Origin of the sequence: Halomonas caseinilytica, assembly GCF_001662305.1 — a bacterium.
Classification (GTDB): Bacteria; Pseudomonadota; Gammaproteobacteria; order Pseudomonadales; family Halomonadaceae; genus Halomonas; species Halomonas caseinilytica.
Genome location: NZ_BDEP01000016.1, coordinates 200,736 through 218,688, shown reverse-complemented (window position 1 = coordinate 218,688; position 17,953 = coordinate 200,736). Strand labels below are relative to the sequence as shown.

Below are 17,953 nucleotides of genomic sequence, written 5' to 3'. Positions count from 1 at the left end.
GGGGGATCAGGGAAATACTGTCCCACCTCCGGGACAGTGCGCTGACCCATACAGGACGATGACGATGCAGCAAGATCTCAACGATGCCTTGATCTTCGCCAAGGTCGTGGAACAAGGCAGCTTCACTGCAGCATCCAAACTGCTGAGCATCCCCAAGACCACCGTGAGCCGCAAGATTCAGGCACTGGAGTTACGCCTGGGCGCGCGCTTGCTGAATCGCACCACCCGCCGACTGAGCCTGACCGAGGCCGGCGGCGTCTATTACGATTATTGCCATCGTATCGTCCAGGATCTGGGCGAGGCGGAGAGCGCCGTGCAACGGCTCGAAGGCAACCCTCGCGGCTGGCTGCGAGTCACCGCTCCCTTCACCATGTGCACCGACTTCACCTCCTCGCTCTTGCGGGATTTCCGCGCCCTCTACCCGGAAGTGAAGATCGACCTGGTACTCTCCAACGAACGGCTCGACCTGGTCGCCCAGCAGATCGACGTTGCACTGCGCATCGGCCCGCTGCCAGATTCCAGCCTGGTCGCTCGCCCCCTGGCGCGATACCGCTCCTTCATCTATGCCAGCAACCGCTATATCGCGCGCCACGGCGAGCCGAAAGAGCCGGCCGACCTGAAGCTTCATCCCGCACTGGCCAAGAGCACCGACCAGCGTGGTCAGCGTTACTTCTGGCAGTTGCACCGGGGCGCCCAACAGCAGGAAGTCGAGCTGGACCCCGTCACCGTCGCCAATGATCCCTTCGTGTTGCGGGGGCTGTTGCTCGACGGCTCGGGCCTGATGCTGACCAGTGAAGCCGTCGCTTGCCTGGGGCCGGATGGTCACCAACTGAAACGCATCCTGCCGGAATGGGAAGGCCCGGAAGTCGAGTTCAATGCCGTCTTCCCGGGAGGGCGCCTGATCTCGCCGAAGGTACGCACCTTCGTCGACTTCGTCGTGGAACGCACGAGCCTCACCCACATGGCCTCTCCCACCCCATGGATGTCGCCCGCCAGGCCACCCGAGCACTCGCCCCGCCCCGCCACCGCGGACGAAACGGCGTAATCGGAGCATGACCAAAAAAAGGTGGCCAAAAAGGAATGACCAAAAAAAGGTGGCCAAAAAGGAATGACCAAAAAAAGAGGCGCTCGTTGCATAGCAACGGCGCCTCGAACGATCGCAGGACTCATCCCTCCAGGGAAAGCGGTCCAGCTAGTGGCAAGCTTGCCAAAAAACGAAAACCCGCCCTCTCATGGAGGACGGGTCGGGATCTGGCGCGCCCGGGAGGATTCGAACCTCCGACCGCCTGATTCGTAGTCAGGTACTCTATCCAGCTGAGCTACGGGCGCATTGCGCAACGAGCTGACTCGTTGAAATTGACGGTGAATCCCCCTAGGGTCGACAAGTGAGGACTCGTCTGTAGGGAAAGTGGCGCGCCCGGGAGGATTCGAACCTCCGACCGCCTGATTCGTAGTCAGGTACTCTATCCAGCTGAGCTACGGGCGCTTACCTTCACCGTGCCGAACATGGCGGAGAGGGAGGGATTCGAACCCTCGAAGGGGCTATTAACCCCTTACTCCCTTAGCAGGGGAGCGCCTTCAGCCACTCGGCCACCTCTCCCTCATCGGCACGGTGCGCATCCTACCGATTTAAAAGGCCATTGTCCAGCACTCGAAGGATTTTTCTCTTGCCTACCGGCGTGTAGCCACGCCGGTAACGAGTCTCATGACGTCTCGTCGTCGATATCGTCGTCGGATTTCTCGCGCTGAATACGCTGATAGATCTCCTCACGATGCACGGCGACGTCCTTGGGGGCATTGACGCCAATACGGACCTGGTTGCCCTTTACCCCGAGAACGGTGACGGTGATATCGTCACCGATCATCAGGGTTTCGCCGACACGGCGGGTCAGGATGAGCATGACTGATCTCCTTTTCAGACTTCTGGCTACGGGATGCTGCCACTTACGGGGACGACGGCGCGTGACACCATGGCACGATGTCGCCCCCGAGCCAATAGCAACGACCATGACACCGAAACACCACGTTGAAGGGAAGCCCGTTTCACTTCAGTGTCATGGACTCCCTACCAGCGTAGAAGCTGTCGGAGAACCTGGGCGCCGTTATTCGCTTTCGATATCGGCCTTGTCGAGTCCGAAGGCCGTGTGCAGGGCGCGAACCGCCAGTTCCATATGCTTCTCGTCGATCACCACGGAGATCTTGATCTCGGATGTGGAAACCATGCGGATATTGATGTTCTCCTCGGACAACACGCGGAACATCTTGGATGCCACGCCGGCATGGGAGCGCATGCCGACACCGACCAGCGACACCTTCGCGATGTTGTCATCGCCCTTGACCTCGCCCTCGCCCAGTGCCGGCAGCACCTGATCCTCGAGGATGCGCAGGGTCTGCTTGTAGTCGCTCTTGGCCACGGTGAAGGTGAAATCGGTGTAATCACCGGCCGGTGCCACGTTCTGCACGATCATGTCGATCTCGATGTTGGCATCGGCGATCGGCCCCAGAATCTTCGAGGCGACACCGGGCACATCCGGCGTGTTGAGCAGGGTCAGCTTGGCTTCGTTGGCGGTAAAGGCGATACCGGAGATCAGCGGTTCTTCCATGGAGTCCTCGTCATTGTCGGAGTCTGCGACGATCAGGGTGCCGGGGCCGCCCTCGAAACTGGACAGCACGCGCAGCGGAACATTGTATTTGCCGGCGAACTCGACGGCGCGGATCTGCAGGACCTTGGAGCCCAGGCTCGCCAGTTCCAGCATCTCCTCCACGGTGATGGTGTCCAGGCGCTGCGCCCGGGCACAGACCCGCGGGTCGGTGGTGTAGACGCCGTCGACATCGGTGTAGATCTGGCACTCGTCAGCGCCCAGCGCCGCGGCCAGGGCCACGCCGGTGGTATCGGAGCCACCGCGACCGAGGGTGGTGATGTTGCCTTCCTCGTCGACACCCTGGAAGCCGGCCACTACGGCGACCTGGCCATCGTCCAGGTCCTGGCGCATGTCCTCGGTCTCGATGCGCTGGATGCGCGCCTTGGTGTGGGCGCTGTCGGTCATGATGCCGACCTGGGAACCGGTATAGGAGGTCGCCGGTACGCCGAGCTTATGCAGCGCCATGGCCAGCAGCGAGATGGTCACCTGCTCGCCGGTGGACACCAGCATGTCCATCTCGCGCGGTGTCGGCTCGTCGTTGATCTCGTTGGCCAGGCCGATCAGTCGATTGGTCTCGCCGCTCATCGCGGAAACCACGACCACCACCTGGTGCCCCTCGTCACGGAAGCCCTTGACCTTCTCGGCCACGGCCTTGATGCGCTCCACGGAGCCCACCGAGGTGCCGCCGAACTTCTGTACGTATAGTGCCATTTATCGTTGTCCCTCGTATCCGGGTTAACGTTCGAATGAAAACGGTTGTCCTTATAAACCGAGGGCCGAAGGCATCACGCCTTCGGCCCCGATGAGCGTCAGAGCTTGGACTCGACCCATACGGGCACGCTCTCCAGCGCACCGAGCAGGGCCGGGACATCACGGCCACCGGCCTGGGCCATGTCGGGGCGACCTCCGCCCTTGCCGCCGACCTGGGACGCCACGTGATTGACCAGCTCACCGGCCTTGACCTGTCCGGTCAGGTCGTCGGTGACCCCGGCGATCAAGCTGACCTTGCCGGCCTGTTCGTCACCCACGCCGAGCACCACGATGCCCGAGCCCAGCTTGTTCTTGAGCTGATCGAGCAGACCGCGCAGCTCCTTGCCGGAAACGCCCTCGAGGCGCTTGGCCAGCACCTTGACGCCCTTGACCTCGCGGGCTTCACCGAGCATGTCGCTACCCGCGGCGCTGGCCAGCTTGGCCTTGAGGCGCTCGAGTTCCTTCTCCAGGTCGCGGTTGCGCTCGACCAGCGATGTCACGCGCTCCTCGACCTGCTCGGGCTTGGCCTTGAGGCGTTCAGCGATGCGGGACAGACGCGCTTCCTGGTCGCGGAAGTAGGCCAGGGCGCCCTCCCCGGTGATCGCCTCGATGCGGCGCACGCCACTGGCGATGCCGGTCTCGGCGACGATATGACAACAACCGATGTCGCCGCTGCGTGCCACGTGCGTGCCGCCGCACAACTCGATGGAGAAGTCGTCGGCGCCGATGGTCAACACCCGCACGCTGTCCGCATACTTGGCCTCGAACAACGCCGCGGCTCCCTTTTCCTTGGCCTCGTCGAGCGTCATGTGCTCGATGCGGGTCGGCGCGTTGGCCAGCACCTGTTCATTGACCAGGCGCTCGACCTCGGCAAGCTGCTCGGCGGTCATCGGCTCGGCGTGGCTGAAATCGAAACGCAGTCGCTCCGGGGTCACCAGCGAGCCCTTCTGCTGGACATGTTCGCCCAGCACCATCCGCAACGCCTGGTGCAGCAGGTGAGTGGCCGAGTGATTGCGCACCGTTGCGGCACGCAGGCTCGGGTCGACACGCGGCGTCACGCTGGCGCCGACCTCGAGTCCGCCTTCCAGCAGGCGCCCCCGATGCAGATGGTGCCCGGCCTGTTTCTGGGTGTCCTCGACCAGGAAGCGCCCGCCCTCGAGCTCGAGATAGCCGGTATCGCCGACCTGCCCGCCGGACTCCCCGTAGAAGGGTGTGCGATCGAGCACCACCACGCCCCGCTGCTCGGCCTCGAGCCGTGCCAGGGCATTGCCCTGCTCGTCGACGAGCGCAACCACAGTGGCGCGATCCTCGAGTCGATCATAGCCGGTGAAGTCGGTCTGACCCTCGAGCTCCAGCGCCGCGCCATAGTCGACGCCGAACTGACTTGCCGCCCGGGCGCGCTGACGCTGGGCCTCCAGCTCGCGCTCGAAACCGGCCTCGTCGAGCGAGACGCCACGCTCGCGGCAGACATCGGCGGTCAGGTCATAGGGAAAACCATAGGTGTCGTAGAGCTTGAACACCGTCTCCCCGGGCAGCGTGTCCCCCTCGAGCGCATCCAGCGCCTCACCGAGCAGGCCCATGCCATGCTCCAGGGTCCGCGCAAACTGCTCCTCTTCCTTGAGCAGAACGCGCTCGATCTGCCCCCGGGCCTCGCGCAGCTCGGGATAAGCCTCGCCCATCTCGGCGTCCAGCGCCGCCACCAGCTTGTAGAAGAAGCAGCCCTGGGCACCGAGCTTGTGGCCATGGCGCACGGCACGCCGGATGATGCGCCGCAGCACATAACCGCGCCCTTCGTTGGAGGGCAGCACGCCATCGGCCACCAGGAAGGCACAGGAGCGGATATGATCGGCGATCACGCGCAGCGAAGGCGCCGTGGTGTCGTCATGCCCCGTCGCCTCGGCGGCAGCGGCCAGCAGATTCTGGAACAGATCGATCTCGTAGTTCGAATGCACGCCCTGCATGACCGCGGCGATGCGCTCCAGCCCCATGCCGGTATCGATGGACGGCTTGGGCAGCGGGTTCATGTTGCCGGCGGCATCGCGATCGTACTGCATGAACACCAGGTTCCAGACCTCGATGTAGCGATCGCCATCCTCCTCGGGACTCCCGGGAGGGCCGCCCCACACCTCGGAGCCATGGTCGTAGAAGACTTCGGAACTCGGCCCGCAGGGGCCGGTATCGCCCATCTGCCAGAAGTTGTCCTCGTCGAGCCGGGAGAAGCGCTCGGGATCGATGCCGACCTCGTCCTTCCAGATACGCTCGGCCTCGTCATCGCTGACATGGACGGTGACCCAGAGCTTCTCCCTGGGCAGACCGAGCACCTCGGTGAGAAAGTTCCAGGCGAAGTGAATGGCATCGCGCTTGAAGTAGTCCCCGAAGCTGAAGTTGCCCAGCATCTCGAAGAAGGTATGGTGCCGCGCGGTGTAGCCGACGTTGTCCAGGTCGTTGTGCTTGCCACCGGCGCGCACGCAGCGCTGGGCCGAGGTGGCACGCACGTAGGGGCGTGGATCGCGTCCCAGGAAGACATCCTTGAACGGCACCATGCCGGCGTTGGTGAACAGCAGGGTGGGGTCGTTGTCCGGTACCAGGGAGCTCGACGGGACGATGGAGTGCCCACGCTCCTCGAAGTAGCTCAGAAAGGCCTGTCTGATGTCTGCACTTTTCATGAAATATCCGTGACGATGAGCATGGAGGCCCTCCGGACAGGGCTCGCCGCCCGGGGCACTGGGAAGCACTGATCGAATGCCTGCGCGCGTCTTGCCGTGTCATTCGGCGCTCGCACCGAGGCCGATACCCGTTCGGCGCCTCCGATCGAGCTGGCGGCCATCGCACAGGGATCGAAACGCCGCGAGCCAAGCAGGCATTGCGGCAGCGCTTCCTCCGCAAAGGGAGCCATTATAGCGCAGAGATCAAACAACGACAGGGCAGGAGGGGCGGGGCTGCCTCGGGGCGATCTCAGTTTTCGTCCCAGGCATGCGCCAGAGCGTGGCGAAGCTGCTCGAAATCGAATCCTCTGCCCGCAAGGAAACGCTCTCGCCGAGCCCGCTCCCGCGGCGTCTCGCCCGGCCCCGGAAAGCGGCGCGACAGCACGTCGCCGGCCAGCTGGAACCAGTCGACCTCGGACGCCAGCTCGGCAAAGGCCTGGCGCGCGGTATCATCGTCGATGCCCCGGCGTTCGAGTTCGGCGCGCAACTTGATTGGCCCCTGCCCACGGGCGACCCGGGCACGCAGGAAGCTTTCGGCAAAGCGCGCGTCCGATTGCAGGCCTTGCTCTTCGAGTTCTAGCAGGCAGGCATCGACGTCCTCGCCGGCATGCCCTTTCGCGGTCAGGCGTTCGCGCAGCTCGCGTCGAGCATACTCCCGCCTCGCCAACAGGCGGATGGCGTCTTCCCGGGGTGTGCTCTCGGCCGTCTCGCGCATCGTTTAGAGCAGGCCGTCCTCACGCTCGCCGCCTTCACCGATCGGGGCCTCGGCCTCGGCTTCGCCCTCTTCCTCGCGAGGTTCCGGCGTCGCCAGCAACTGGGCGCGAATCTGACTTTCGATCTCCTCCATCATCTCCGGATTGTCCTCGAGGAACTGAGCCGCGTTGGCCTTGCCCTGGCCGATCTTGTTGCCCTGATAGCTGTACCAGGCCCCCGCCTTGTTGACCAGGCCACACTGAACCCCCAGGTCGACCACCTCGCCGGCATGGTAAATGCCCTTGCCATAGAGGATCTGGAACTCGGCCTGGCGGAATGGCGGCGACACCTTGTTCTTGACCACCTTGACCCGCGTCTCGTTGCCGACGACCTCGTCGCCCTGCTTCACCGAGCCGGTGCGCCGAATGTCCAGACGCACGCTGGAGTAGAACTTCAGGGCGTTGCCACCGGTAGTGGTTTCGGGGCTGCCGAACATCACGCCGATCTTCATGCGAATCTGGTTGATGAACACCACCATGCAGTTGGCGTTCTTCATGTGGCCGGTCACCTTGCGCAGGGCCTGGGACATCAGGCGAGCCTGCAGGCCGACGTGGGAGTCGCCCATCTCGCCCTCGATCTCGGCACGCGGCGTCAGGGCCGCCACCGAGTCGATGATGATCACATCGACCCCTCCCGAGCGCACCAGCATGTCGCAGATTTCCAGCGCCTGCTCGCCGGTATCGGGCTGGGAGACCAGCAGGTCATCCAGATTGACGCCGAGCTTCTCGGCATAGCTGGGATCGAGCGCGTGTTCGGCATCGATGAAGGCACAGGTCTTGCCCTGTTTCTGCGCCTCGGCGATGACCGCGAGCGTCAGGGTCGTCTTGCCCGAGGATTCAGGGCCGAAGACTTCCACCACACGACCATAAGGAAGGCCACCGATGCCCAGGGCGATATCCAGACCCAACGAGCCGGTGGAAACCGCTGGCATCGCCACACGCGGCGTGTCACCCAGCCGCATCACGGTTCCCTTGCCGAACTGTCGCTCGATCTGGGATAGCGCGGCGTTCAGCGCCTTGGAACGGTTTTCGTCCTGAGCCATGACAGGCCTCCTAAGCGATAGCGAATGATGGAGGGATGGCCGATGACCACACCCTCTTCACTGTATGATTGCACAGTAGTATGACGAAAAAAGCGCCGCTCGGCCAGCCCCGAAGGTCCGCTACCCATGCGGCGTCAGCCAGCGTATCAGGCCTACCAGCGCTTCACGCACCGCCGCCTCGCGCACGGCATCGCGGTCGCCGGCGAAGTGTCGGCACTCGGCATCGCGCTGCCATCCATTCCCCCAGGCCAGCCAGACGGTCCCCACCGGCTTGCCGTCGGTGCCGCCTCCGGGGCCGGCGACACCACTGACGGCCACGGCCAGGTCGGCCCCGCTCTCGGCGCAGGCCCCGGCTACCATGGCCTCGACCACCTGCCGACTGACCGCACCATGTTCGGCCAGCACGGTCTCGGGAACCCCGAGCAGGCGCGTCTTGGCGGTATTGGCATAGGTGACGTAACCGGTTTCGAAGTAATCGGAGCTTCCGGCGACCCCGGTGATGGCGCTGGCCACGCCACCGCCGGTACAGGACTCCGCGGTACTGACCACGATGCCCCGTTCCCGGCACAGGCGTCCCAGGTATTCGGCAAGCCTTGCCGGATCAAGGGGCTCCGAGCTTTCGGCATGTACCGCCATGGCATGTCCTCCAGGCCGCTGGTAACTGAGCGACGGCGCTCCTGACGCCGAACGTCCTTGAGCGTAGAATACTGGCTTTGTCCGCGACATGCATGACGTGTGCGTCGCCATGATTCCGCTGTCGTTCTTCGCTCCATCACCACCGGCAAGCCAAGGAAGCCCATGTCACAGGCCAGCGCTCAACATACTCCGATGATGGCTCAGTACCTGAAGATCAAGCGCGAGCATCCAGACGTGCTGCTCTTCTACCGGATGGGCGATTTCTACGAGCTGTTCTTCGATGATGCCAAGCGAGCCGCCGCCCTGCTTGATATCACCCTGACCCAGCGTGGCCAGTCGGCGGGCAAGCCGATTCCCATGGCCGGGGTGCCCTATCACAGCGCCGAGGGCTATCTGGCGCGACTGGTCGCTGCCGGTGAGTCGGTGGCCATCTGCGAGCAGATGGGCGACCCGAATACCACCAAGGGGCCGGTGGAGCGCAAGGTCGTGCGCATCGTCACCCCGGGCACCCTGTACGACGAGGCACTGCTCGATGCCCGTCGCGATAACCTGGTGGTCGCGCTGCACGCCGCCGGCGAACGCTGGGGGCTGGCCTGGCTGGAGCTCTCCAGCGGTCGCTTCAGCGTGCTCGAGGTCGAAGACGAGACCGAAGCCCTGGCCGAGCTGACACGCCTGGATCCGGCCGAGCTGCTGGTGTCCGAAAGCCTGATCCTGCCGCCCGGCCTGGAGGCACATCAAGGCCTTCGCCGGCAGAACGACTGGCTGTTCGACCTGGAAAGCGCCACCCGCACCCTGTGCGACCAGTTCGCCGTCCAGGACTTGAGAGGCTTCGGCTGTGCACACCTGGAATCCGCCATCACCGCCGCCGGCGTGCTGATCGACTACGCCCGCGACACCCAGCGCTCGCAACTGCCCCACGTCACCGCCATCGGCGTGGAAAGCCGCGACGACGCCGTGGTGATCGATGCCGCCAGCCGCCGCAATCTGGAGATCGGCGTCAACCTTGGCGGCGGCACCGACAACACCCTGGCCAGTGTGCTCGATACCACCTCCACCGCCATGGGCTCGCGCCTGCTCAAGCGCTGGCTCAACCGGCCATTGCGCGATCGCGCCCAGGTGTCGGGCCGCCAGGCCGCGGTTGCCGCCCTGCTCGACGGCGATGGCTTCGTCGCCCCCCGCGAGGCCCTCAAGGCAATCGGCGATGTGGAACGCATTCTGGCCCGGGTCGCCCTCTACAGCGCCCGCCCCCGGGATCTCGCCAGGCTGCGCGACGCCCTGAACGCCCTGCCCGAGCTCGAAACGGAGCTTGCCCGCTTCGAGGAAGGCACCGCCCTGGACGACCTCAAGCGGCGCATCCACCCCTACCCGACACTGGCCGATACGCTGAGCCGAGCCCTGGTGGAAAATCCGCCGGTGGTGATCCGTGACGGCGGCGTGATCGCCGAGGGATTCGATGCCGAGCTCGACGAGCATCGCGGCCTGGCCGAACACGCCGGCGACTACCTGATCGAGCTGGAAACCCGGGAGCGCGAACGCACCGGCCTGACCGGCCTCAAGGTCGGCTACAACCGGGTCCACGGCTACTATATCGAGATTCCCCGGGCCCAGGCCCGGGAGGCGCCGGTGGACTACATTCGCCGCCAGACGCTGAAGAACGCCGAACGCTTCATCATTCCCGAGCTCAAGGAATTCGAGGACAAGGCACTATCGGCCAAGTCCCGCGCACTGGCCCGCGAGAAGCTGCTCTACGACGGCCTGCTCGACGACCTCAACGCCGAGCTCGCCACGCTCCAGGCCACCGGCCAGGCCCTGGCGGCGCTGGACGTGCTCGCCACCCTGGCCGAACGCGCTCGGGCGCTGGACTTCGTGCGCCCCGAACTGCCCGAAACGGCAGGGTTCACCATTCGCGGCGGCCGCCACCCGGTGGTGGAACAGGTCAGCGACGCCCCTTTCGTGCCCAATGACCTGAACATGGACGATGAACGGCGCATGCTGGTGATTACCGGTCCCAACATGGGCGGCAAGTCGACCTACATGCGCCAGGCCGCCCTGATCACCCTGCTTGCCCACACCGGAAGCTTCGTGCCCGCCGATGCCGCCTCGATCGGCCCCGTGGATCGCATCTTCACGCGCATCGGCTCCTCGGACGACCTGGCCGGCGGGCGCTCCACCTTCATGGTGGAAATGACCGAGACCGCCAACATCCTGCATAATGCCACCGATCATAGCCTGGTACTGATGGACGAGATCGGGCGCGGCACCAGCACTTTCGATGGGTTGTCGCTGGCCTGGGCCAGTGCCGAACAACTGACCCGTAGCCGTGCATTCACGCTGTTCGCCACCCACTACTTCGAGATGACGGCGCTGGCTGAACAGGCAGTAGGCGTGGCCAATGTCCACCTGACCGCCACGGAGCACAAGGACGGCATCGTCTTCATGCACCGGGTCGAGGATGGCCCGGCCAGCCAGAGCTACGGCCTGCAGGTCGCCCAGCTCGCCGGCGTGCCTCACAGCGTAATCGCTCGTGCGCGGGAAAAGCTTGCCAGCCTCGAGCAGCAGGAGATCGATCAGGGCCAGCGCCCCCAGCCCTCGGGCGAGGACGCTGCCTCGAACAGTGCCCCTCAACAGGCCGATCTCTTTGCCAGTGCCCCGCATCCCATGGTGGAAAGCCTCGGCAACCTGGGGCTGGACGACATGACACCGCGTCAGGCACTGGAATGGCTGTATCACTGGAAGGAAAGGCTCTAGCCGCCTTGCGGTCAGCGTGGCGGCCCGACTAGAATGGGGCCAATAAGCTCACTATATTATAAAAGTAACGGTTTTTATAACCTAAACTCATCATACGAGACCGATTGGCCGTGGCGCAAGCCGGCCCGAGGAAGGGAGACAGACATGACATTCGTCGTCACCGAAAACTGCATCAAGTGCAAGTACACCGACTGTGTCGAGGTCTGCCCGGTGGACTGCTTCTACGAAGGCCCCAACTTTCTGGTGATCCATCCCGACGAGTGCATCGACTGCGCCCTGTGCGAACCGGAGTGCCCGGCCGAAGCGATATATTCGGAAGACGAATTACCAGAGGGGCAGGAGCAGTTCATCGAGATCAACGCAGAGCTCTCCGAGACCTGGCCGAACATCACCGAGAAGAAGGATCCGCCGGAAGACGCCGAGCAGTGGGACGGCAAGGCAGGCAAACTGGAATACCTGGAACGCTGAGCCAGCACGGCAGGCGCGCCTGCCCATGCCCCTGCGATAGTCGGCTTTGGCGACCGAGCACCGGCTCGCGTGCCCATGCCGATGGCGGAACACGAAGATGCCGGATGTCTCACGACATCCGGCATCTTTGCGTCTGCTGCCATGTCCAAGGAGAAACATCAGGCAAAAAAAGGCGGCCCGTAGGCCGCCCGCTCCTAGCCAATCCTTGAGCGAATCCCTTCGCTCTACATCCTGCGAGTGCAATCCTTGCTCGGAGGCGACCTCCTGTCACACCAAGCGCACTCGAGACTGCATCCCGTGGCATCCTGCCGGAAGAGCTCCGCTCTCCCTTGTCCCGAGTACATTGTGGCATGACTGAGAACCTTCTCAAGTGAGGCAAATTGCGCTGCCACTCTCGTGGCAGTGAATAGCCATGAGAAAATATCCTTTTATATCAACGGGATAAAAAAAGACCGATACGCAAGGCACCGGTCTTCGTAGGAATTTTGTCGTCAATGTCTCCGGCCATCTGTAGGAAATCTCCTACAAGACGTCGAGCCAAAAACAACAGTGTTCGCTTATTGCCCCTTGATCGCACCACGCCCGGGGTAGTCCACACGCTCACCCAGATCGCGCTCGATCACCAGCAGGCGGTTGTACTTGGCCACCCGGTCACTGCGACACAGAGAGCCCGTCTTGATCTGGCCGGCACTGGTGCCCACGGCCAGGTCGGCGATGGTGGTATCCTCGGTCTCGCCGCTGCGATGCGAGATAACCGCGGTGAAGCCGGCATCCTGGGCCATCTTGATGGCATCCAGCGTCTCGGACAGCGAACCGATCTGATTGAACTTGATCAGGATCGAGTTGCCGATCCCTTCATCGACGCCACGCTTGAGAATCCGCGTATTGGTGACGAAGAGATCATCGCCGACAAGCTGCACCTTGTCACCGAGCTTGTCGGTCAATGCCTTCCAGCCCTCCCAGTCGGACTCGTCCATGCCATCCTCGATGGAGACGATGGGGTACTGGTCGCACAGTTCGGCCAGGTAGTCGACAAAGCCTGCGGCATCATAAGACTTGCCCTCGCCGGACAGGGCGTACTGGCCATCCCGGTAAAACTCGCTGGAGGCGCAGTCCAGCGCCAGGGTGACGTCACGGCCGAGCTCATAGCCGGCATCCGCCACGGCCTGCTTGATCACCGCCAGCGCCTCGGCATTGGAGTCGAGATTCGGCGCGAAGCCGCCCTCGTCGCCCACGGCGGTCGCCAGGCCACGACCGGCCAGCACCTTCTTCAGGGCATGGAATACCTCGGCTCCCATGCGCAGGGCTTCGCGGAAGCTCTCGGCCCCCACCGGCTGGATCATGAATTCCTGGATGTCGACGTTGTTGTCGGCATGCTCGCCACCGTTGAGGATGTTCATCATCGGCACCGGCATCAGGTACTGGCCCGGCTGGCCGTAGAGCTCGGCAATGTGGGCGTAGAGCGGCATGCCCTTGGCATTGGCCGCCGCCTTGGCCGCTGCCAGGGACACGGCCAGAATGGCGTTGGCGCCGAGCTGTGCCTTGTTGTCGGTGCCATCGAGCTCGAGCATGGCGCCATCCAGGCCCCCCTGGTCACGCGCGTCCATGCCCACCAGGCGCTCGCGGATCTTGCCGTTGACCGCCGCCACGGCCTTCGACACGCCCTTGCCAAGATAACGGGACTTGTCACCGTCGCGCAGCTCGAGGGCCTCACGGGAACCGGTGGAAGCCCCGCTGGGCGCGCAGGCTTCGCCCACGGCACCACTCTCCAGGCGCACCTCGGCCTGTACGGTCGGATTGCCACGTGAATCGAGCACCTCGAGGGCGCGGATATCGACGATCTTGGTCATAGGTCGTGCCGTCCTTATATGAGTCAGTCAGCGTTGAAGAAATCAGGCAATCTCGAGCGGGTCAAACCCCTTCACCAGGTCATCCAGTGCCTTGAGTTGCGCCAGGAAGGGCTCGAGCTTGTCCAGAGGCAAGGCGCAGGGACCATCGCATTTGGCATTGTCCGGGTCCGGATGCGCCTCCAGAAAGAGTCCCGCCAATCCCACGGCCACACCGGCGCGCGCCAGCTCGGCGACCTGGGCGCGGCGGCCATCGGCGCTATCGGCACGGCCGCCGGGACGTTGCAGGGAGTGGGTGACATCGAACAACAACGGATAGCCGGTCTGTTTCATGTCACCGAAGCCGAGCATGTCGACCACCAGGTTGTTGTAGCCGAAGCTCGATCCTCGCTCACAGAGGATCAGGCGGTCATTGCCGGCTTCCTCGCACTTGCGCAGGATATGGCGCATCTCGTGGGGCGCGAGGAACTGCGGCTTCTTGATGTTGATCACCGCGCCGGTTTCGGCCATGGCCACCACCAGATCGGTCTGGCGGGCCAGGAAGGCCGGCAACTGGATGACGTCGGCGACTTCCGCCACCGGCGCGGCCTGCCAGGGCTCGTGCACATCGGTGATCACCGGAACCCCGAAGCGCTCCTTGATCTCGGCGAGCATCGCCACGCCATCCTCCAGGCCGGGGCCACGGAAGGAATGGATGGAGCTGCGGTTGGCCTTGTCGAAGCTGGCCTTGAACACATAGGGCATGCCGAGCCGGGAGGTGACCTCGACATAGGCCTCGGCGACTTCCAGGGCCAGCTCTCGGGATTCCAGCACGTTCATGCCACCGAACAGGGTCAGCGGCAGCGAATTGCCGACCCGAAGGCCGGCGAATTCGATGGGGCGTTCGGGATCGGTCATCGATCACTCCTGCGGGGTGGACTGAGCGCGGCTGCGTACCGCCTTGTGCTCCAGCGCCGCACTGACGAAACCGGTGAACAGCGGATGGCCGTCACGGGGTGTCGAGGTGAATTCCGGATGGAACTGACAGGCCACGTACCAGGGGTGGTCGGGCAGCTCGATCATCTCCACGAGGGAGCCATCGACGCTCTTGCCCGAGACCACCAGGCCGGCCTTTTCCAGCGCCTCGACGAACTGGTTGTTGACCTCGAAGCGATGGCGGTGACGCTCGACGATCTCGTCGTCGCCATAGGCCTCGCGAGCCCGCGTTCCCGCCGCCAAGCGGCAGACCTGCCCGCCCAGACGCATGGTACCACCCAAATCCGAGGCCTCGTCGCGCAGCTCGATCTTGCCTTCCGGGCTGATCCATTCGGTGATGAGGCCCACCACCGGGTGCTGGGTCTCGCGGGTGAACTCGGTGGAATTGGCGTCTTCCCAGCCGGCCATGTGGCGGGCGAACTCGATCACCGCCACCTGCATGCCAAGGCAGATGCCCAGGAAGGGAATCTTGTTCTCCCGGGCGAACCGGGCCGTGGCGATCTTGCCCTCGACCCCGCGTTCCCCGAAGCCGCCGGGCACCAGGATCGCATCCTTGCCGGCCAGGCGCTCGGGGCCATGGCGCTCGATGTCCTCGGAATCGACATAGTCGATGTTGACCTTGATGCGGGACTGGATGCCGGCATGGGTCAAGGCTTCATTGAGCGACTTGTAGGCGTCGAGCAGTTCCATGTACTTGCCGACCATGGCGATGTTGATCGACTTGAGTGGATTGAGCTTGGCGTCGAGCACGCTGATCCATTCGCCGAGATCGGCCTCGCCGGCCTCCAGACGCAGCTTGTCGCAGACGATCTCGTCCAGGCCATGTTCGTGCAGCATCAGCGGGATACGATAGATGGTATCGGCATCCTGCAGCGGCACGACCGCTCGTTCCTCGACATTGGTGAACAGCGCGATCTTGCGGCGCTCGCTTTCCTCGAGATCGACCTCGCTCCGACAGATCAGGATATCCGGCTGGATGCCGATGGAACGCAGTTCCTTGACACTGTGCTGTGTCGGCTTGGTCTTGGTCTCGCCGGCGGTCTTGATGTAGGGCACCAGCGTCAGGTGCATGAAGATTGCTCGGCTGGCGCCCAGCTCACTGCGAATCTGGCGAATCGACTCGAGAAACGGCAGCGACTCGATGTCGCCGACGGTGCCGCCGATCTCGACCAGCGCCACATCGAAGCCCTTGCCACCCTCATAGACACGGCGCTTGATCTCGTCGGTGATGTGCGGGATCACCTGCACGGTGCCCCCGAGATAATCCCCGCGACGCTCCTTGCGCAGCACGTGCTCATAGACACGGCCGGTGGTGAAGTTGTTGGCCTGGGACATCTTCGTGCGGATGAAACGCTCGTAGTGCCCCAGGTCGAGGTCGGTCTCGGCGCCATCCTCGGTGACGAATACCTCGCCATGCTGGAATGGGCTCATGGTGCCCGGATCCACATTGATATAGGGATCGAGCTTGAGCATGGTGACCTTGAGGCCGCGCGCCTCGAGAATAGCCGCCAGCGAGGCCGACGCGATGCCTTTGCCGAGTGAGGACACAACGCCGCCGGTCACGAAGATATATCGTGTCATGGAGAACCTGTCGAAACGTGATCGGTAGGCCCGGCAGGAAGCCGCGCCAGGATGGGACCACAGAGTAGCAGATGACGGCCTCGTGCTCAATTTTGTCCTGCCACGGCTTCCCGGCGGCAGTTCTACGCGGAGGCGCTGTAAACCCTTCCCTGGGCGCTACCTTTTCCATCCATGGAAAAGGACCTCCGCTCCTAACTGCCACCGGCGCCGCCGACCATCAGTGCTTCCGCCGCAAACGTCGAGTTACAGACTGCCAGCTCGGTGTTCGGGTTTTCTTCCCCCTTCCAGCCCGGACAACGTCCGGGCGTTCTTCCCTCTTTTTCCCCCTTCCCTCTCCTGAACAGCGTCCAGGGCTTACACATCCAGATAATCGAGGATGCCTTCGCCCGCTTGACGGCCTTCGAACACGGCAGTCACCACCAGGTCCGAGCCACGCACCATGTCGCCGCCGGCGAAGATCTTCTCGTTGGTGGTCTGGAAGGCGTAGGCACCTTCCTCGGGCGCCTTGACCCGGCCCTTCTCGTCGAGCTCGATGCCCACGGTCTCGAACCAGGGCGCCGGACTCGGCTGGAAACCGAAGGCGATGACCACCGCATCGGCAGGCACCACCTCTTCGGAGCCGGGCACGACCTCGGGACGCTGGCGACCGTTCTCGTCGGGCTCGCCGAGACGAGTGCGCACCACCTTGATGCCCTCGACTCGATCCTCGCCGATCACCGCCACCGGCTGGCGGTTGAACAGGAACTCCACACCTTCCTCGCGAGCGTTCGCCACTTCCTTGCGCGAGCCGGGCATGTTGTCCTCGTCACGGCGATAGGCGCAGGTCACGGACGCCGCGCCCTGGCGGATGGCCGTCCGATTACAGTCCATGGCGGTGTCGCCGCCGCCCAGCACCACGACCTTCTGGCCCTCGAGGGACACATAGTCCCCCGGGTCGTTCTCGAAGCCCAGGCAGTGGTTGACGTTGGCAATCAGATAATCGAGCGCCTTGTGCACGCCCGGCAGGTCCTCGCCAGGGAAGCCACCCTCCATGTACTTGTAGGTGCCCATGCCGAGGAAAACGGCATCATACTCCTCGAGCAGTTGCTCGAAGGGCATGTCGCGCCCGATCTCGACACCGAGGCAGAACTCCACGCCCATCTCTTCGAACACCGCCCGGCGCCGCTCCATCACGGTCTTCTCGAGCTTGAACTCGGGAATGCCGAAGGTCAGCAGGCCACCGATCTCGGGATACTTGTCGAACACCACCGGCTTGACCCCGTTGCGCACCAGGATGTCGGCACAGCCGAGCCCTGCCGGGCCGGCCCCGATGATCGCCACTTTCCTGTCGGTCCACTCTACCTTGGACATGTCCGGGCGCCAGCCCATGGCAAAGGCGGTATCGGTGATGTATTTCTCCACCGAGCCGATGGTCACCGCGCCGAAGCCGTCGTTGAGCGTACAGTCGCCTTCGCACAGCCGATCCTGGGGACAGACCCGGCCACACACCTCCGGCAGCGAATTGGTGCGGTGGGAAAGCTCGGCGGCCTCCAGGATGTTGCCCTCGCTGACCAGTTGCAGCCAGTTGGGGATGTAGTTGTGCACCGGGCACTTCCACTCGCAGTAGGGATTACCGCAGTGCAGGCAGCGGTGCGCCTGGGCGGCCGCGTCCTGGGGCTTGAACGGCTCGTAGATCTCGGCGAACTGCTTCGCTCGAGTGCGAGCCGGCTTCTTCTCGGGGTCCTGACGACCCACGTCGATGAACTGGAAATCGTTGTTCAAGCGGTTGGCCATGTTCTGTGCTCCTCTGGTACGAACCTGATCGCC

General features: G+C 63.9%; 13 protein-coding genes and 3 tRNA genes. 3 read left to right on the top strand and 13 right to left on the bottom strand.

Annotation, left to right across the window (positions count from 1 at the left end; all coding sequences use genetic code 11):
* Positions 1-64 precede the first annotated feature (64 nt).
* Positions 65-1,045 (top strand): LysR family transcriptional regulator, encoded by a 981-nt coding sequence (locus tag A9O65_RS11010; RefSeq protein ID WP_064699593.1) that lies wholly within the window; start codon positions 65-67, stop codon positions 1,043-1,045.
* A 207-nt stretch (positions 1,046-1,252) separates the two neighbouring features.
* Here A9O65_RS11010 and A9O65_RS11005 read toward each other — a convergent pair.
* The 9 genes from A9O65_RS11005 to A9O65_RS10965 form a co-directional block, all read right to left on the bottom strand.
* Positions 1,253-1,329, bottom strand: a tRNA-Arg gene (locus tag A9O65_RS11005).
* 80 nt (positions 1,330-1,409) lie between these two features.
* Positions 1,410-1,486 (bottom strand) — tRNA-Arg (locus A9O65_RS11000).
* 21 nt (positions 1,487-1,507) lie between these two features.
* Positions 1,508-1,600: transfer RNA gene (locus A9O65_RS10995), tRNA-Ser, on the bottom strand.
* Positions 1,601-1,703: 103 nt separating this feature from the next.
* Positions 1,704-1,901 (bottom strand): carbon storage regulator CsrA, encoded by a 198-nt coding sequence (csrA, locus tag A9O65_RS10990; protein WP_064699594.1) that lies wholly within the window; start codon positions 1,899-1,901, stop codon positions 1,704-1,706.
* Positions 1,902-2,102: 201 nt separating this feature from the next.
* Positions 2,103-3,353, bottom strand: coding sequence for an aspartate kinase (locus A9O65_RS10985; RefSeq protein ID WP_064699595.1), 1,251 nt, complete (start codon positions 3,351-3,353; stop codon positions 2,103-2,105).
* A gap of 98 nt (positions 3,354-3,451) precedes the next feature.
* Positions 3,452-6,058, bottom strand: a complete 2,607-nt coding sequence (gene alaS, locus A9O65_RS10980; protein WP_064702130.1) for an alanine--tRNA ligase — start codon at positions 6,056-6,058, stop codon at positions 3,452-3,454.
* A 289-nt stretch (positions 6,059-6,347) separates the two neighbouring features.
* Entirely contained in the window at positions 6,348-6,812 is a 465-nt protein-coding gene (locus tag A9O65_RS10975; RefSeq protein ID WP_064699597.1) for a regulatory protein RecX, read from the bottom strand.
* A gap of 3 nt (positions 6,813-6,815) precedes the next feature.
* Positions 6,816-7,892, bottom strand: a complete 1,077-nt coding sequence (gene recA, locus A9O65_RS10970; RefSeq protein WP_064699598.1) for a recombinase RecA — start codon at positions 7,890-7,892, stop codon at positions 6,816-6,818.
* 120 nt (positions 7,893-8,012) lie between these two features.
* Positions 8,013-8,528 carry a CinA family protein gene (locus A9O65_RS10965; protein ID WP_064699599.1) on the bottom strand — a complete coding sequence of 172 codons (516 nt, stop codon included), beginning with the start codon at positions 8,526-8,528 and terminating at the stop codon, positions 8,013-8,015.
* 162 nt (positions 8,529-8,690) lie between these two features.
* Between A9O65_RS10965 and mutS the strand changes: the two genes are divergently transcribed.
* Positions 8,691-11,276, top strand: a complete 2,586-nt coding sequence (gene mutS, locus A9O65_RS10960) for a DNA mismatch repair protein MutS (protein ID WP_064702129.1) — start codon at positions 8,691-8,693, stop codon at positions 11,274-11,276.
* 144 nt (positions 11,277-11,420) lie between these two features.
* A complete protein-coding gene (gene fdxA, locus A9O65_RS10955; RefSeq protein ID WP_064699601.1) occupies positions 11,421-11,744 on the top strand; it encodes a ferredoxin FdxA in 324 nt (107 codons plus the stop codon).
* A gap of 557 nt (positions 11,745-12,301) precedes the next feature.
* Here fdxA and eno read toward each other — a convergent pair.
* From eno to A9O65_RS10935, 4 genes are all read right to left on the bottom strand, one after another.
* Complete coding sequence (gene eno / locus A9O65_RS10950) at positions 12,302-13,594, bottom strand: phosphopyruvate hydratase (protein ID WP_064702128.1); 1,293 nt, start codon at positions 13,592-13,594, stop codon at positions 12,302-12,304.
* Between the two features lie 42 nt (positions 13,595-13,636).
* Positions 13,637-14,488 carry a 3-deoxy-8-phosphooctulonate synthase gene (kdsA, locus tag A9O65_RS10945; RefSeq protein ID WP_064699603.1) on the bottom strand — a complete coding sequence of 284 codons (852 nt, stop codon included), beginning with the start codon at positions 14,486-14,488 and terminating at the stop codon, positions 13,637-13,639.
* A gap of 3 nt (positions 14,489-14,491) precedes the next feature.
* Positions 14,492-16,147: a CTP synthase gene (gene pyrG / locus A9O65_RS10940; RefSeq protein ID WP_064699604.1), complete on the bottom strand. Its 1,656-nt coding sequence runs from the start codon at positions 16,145-16,147 to the stop codon at positions 14,492-14,494.
* A 354-nt stretch (positions 16,148-16,501) separates the two neighbouring features.
* Complete coding sequence (locus A9O65_RS10935) at positions 16,502-17,920, bottom strand: FAD-dependent oxidoreductase (protein ID WP_064699605.1); 1,419 nt, start codon at positions 17,918-17,920, stop codon at positions 16,502-16,504.
* Between the last annotated feature and the right edge of the window lie 33 nt (positions 17,921-17,953).

What these genes read in the sequence shown, in the direction of transcription:
- fdxA (WP_064699601.1), top strand. Translation starts at nt 11,421, where the DNA reads ATGACATTCGTCGTCACCGAAAACTGCATCAAGTGCAAGTACACCGAC.
- csrA (WP_064699594.1), bottom strand. Translation starts at nt 1,901, where the DNA reads ATGCTCATCCTGACCCGCCGTGTCGGCGAAACCCTGATGATCGGTGAC.
- recA (WP_064699598.1), bottom strand. Translation starts at nt 7,892, where the DNA reads ATGGCTCAGGACGAAAACCGTTCCAAGGCGCTGAACGCCGCGCTATCC.
- A9O65_RS10985 (WP_064699595.1), bottom strand. Translation starts at nt 3,353, where the DNA reads ATGGCACTATACGTACAGAAGTTCGGCGGCACCTCGGTGGGCTCCGTG.
- A9O65_RS11010 (WP_064699593.1), top strand. Translation starts at nt 65, where the DNA reads ATGCAGCAAGATCTCAACGATGCCTTGATCTTCGCCAAGGTCGTGGAA.
- mutS (WP_064702129.1), top strand. Translation starts at nt 8,691, where the DNA reads ATGTCACAGGCCAGCGCTCAACATACTCCGATGATGGCTCAGTACCTG.
- alaS (WP_064702130.1), bottom strand. Translation starts at nt 6,058, where the DNA reads ATGAAAAGTGCAGACATCAGACAGGCCTTTCTGAGCTACTTCGAGGAG.
- pyrG (WP_064699604.1), bottom strand. Translation starts at nt 16,147, where the DNA reads ATGACACGATATATCTTCGTGACCGGCGGCGTTGTGTCCTCACTCGGC.
- A9O65_RS10935 (WP_064699605.1), bottom strand. Translation starts at nt 17,920, where the DNA reads ATGGCCAACCGCTTGAACAACGATTTCCAGTTCATCGACGTGGGTCGT.
- kdsA (WP_064699603.1), bottom strand. Translation starts at nt 14,488, where the DNA reads ATGACCGATCCCGAACGCCCCATCGAATTCGCCGGCCTTCGGGTCGGC.
- A9O65_RS10975 (WP_064699597.1), bottom strand. Translation starts at nt 6,812, where the DNA reads ATGCGCGAGACGGCCGAGAGCACACCCCGGGAAGACGCCATCCGCCTG.
- eno (WP_064702128.1), bottom strand. Translation starts at nt 13,594, where the DNA reads ATGACCAAGATCGTCGATATCCGCGCCCTCGAGGTGCTCGATTCACGT.
- A9O65_RS10965 (WP_064699599.1), bottom strand. Translation starts at nt 8,528, where the DNA reads ATGGCGGTACATGCCGAAAGCTCGGAGCCCCTTGATCCGGCAAGGCTT.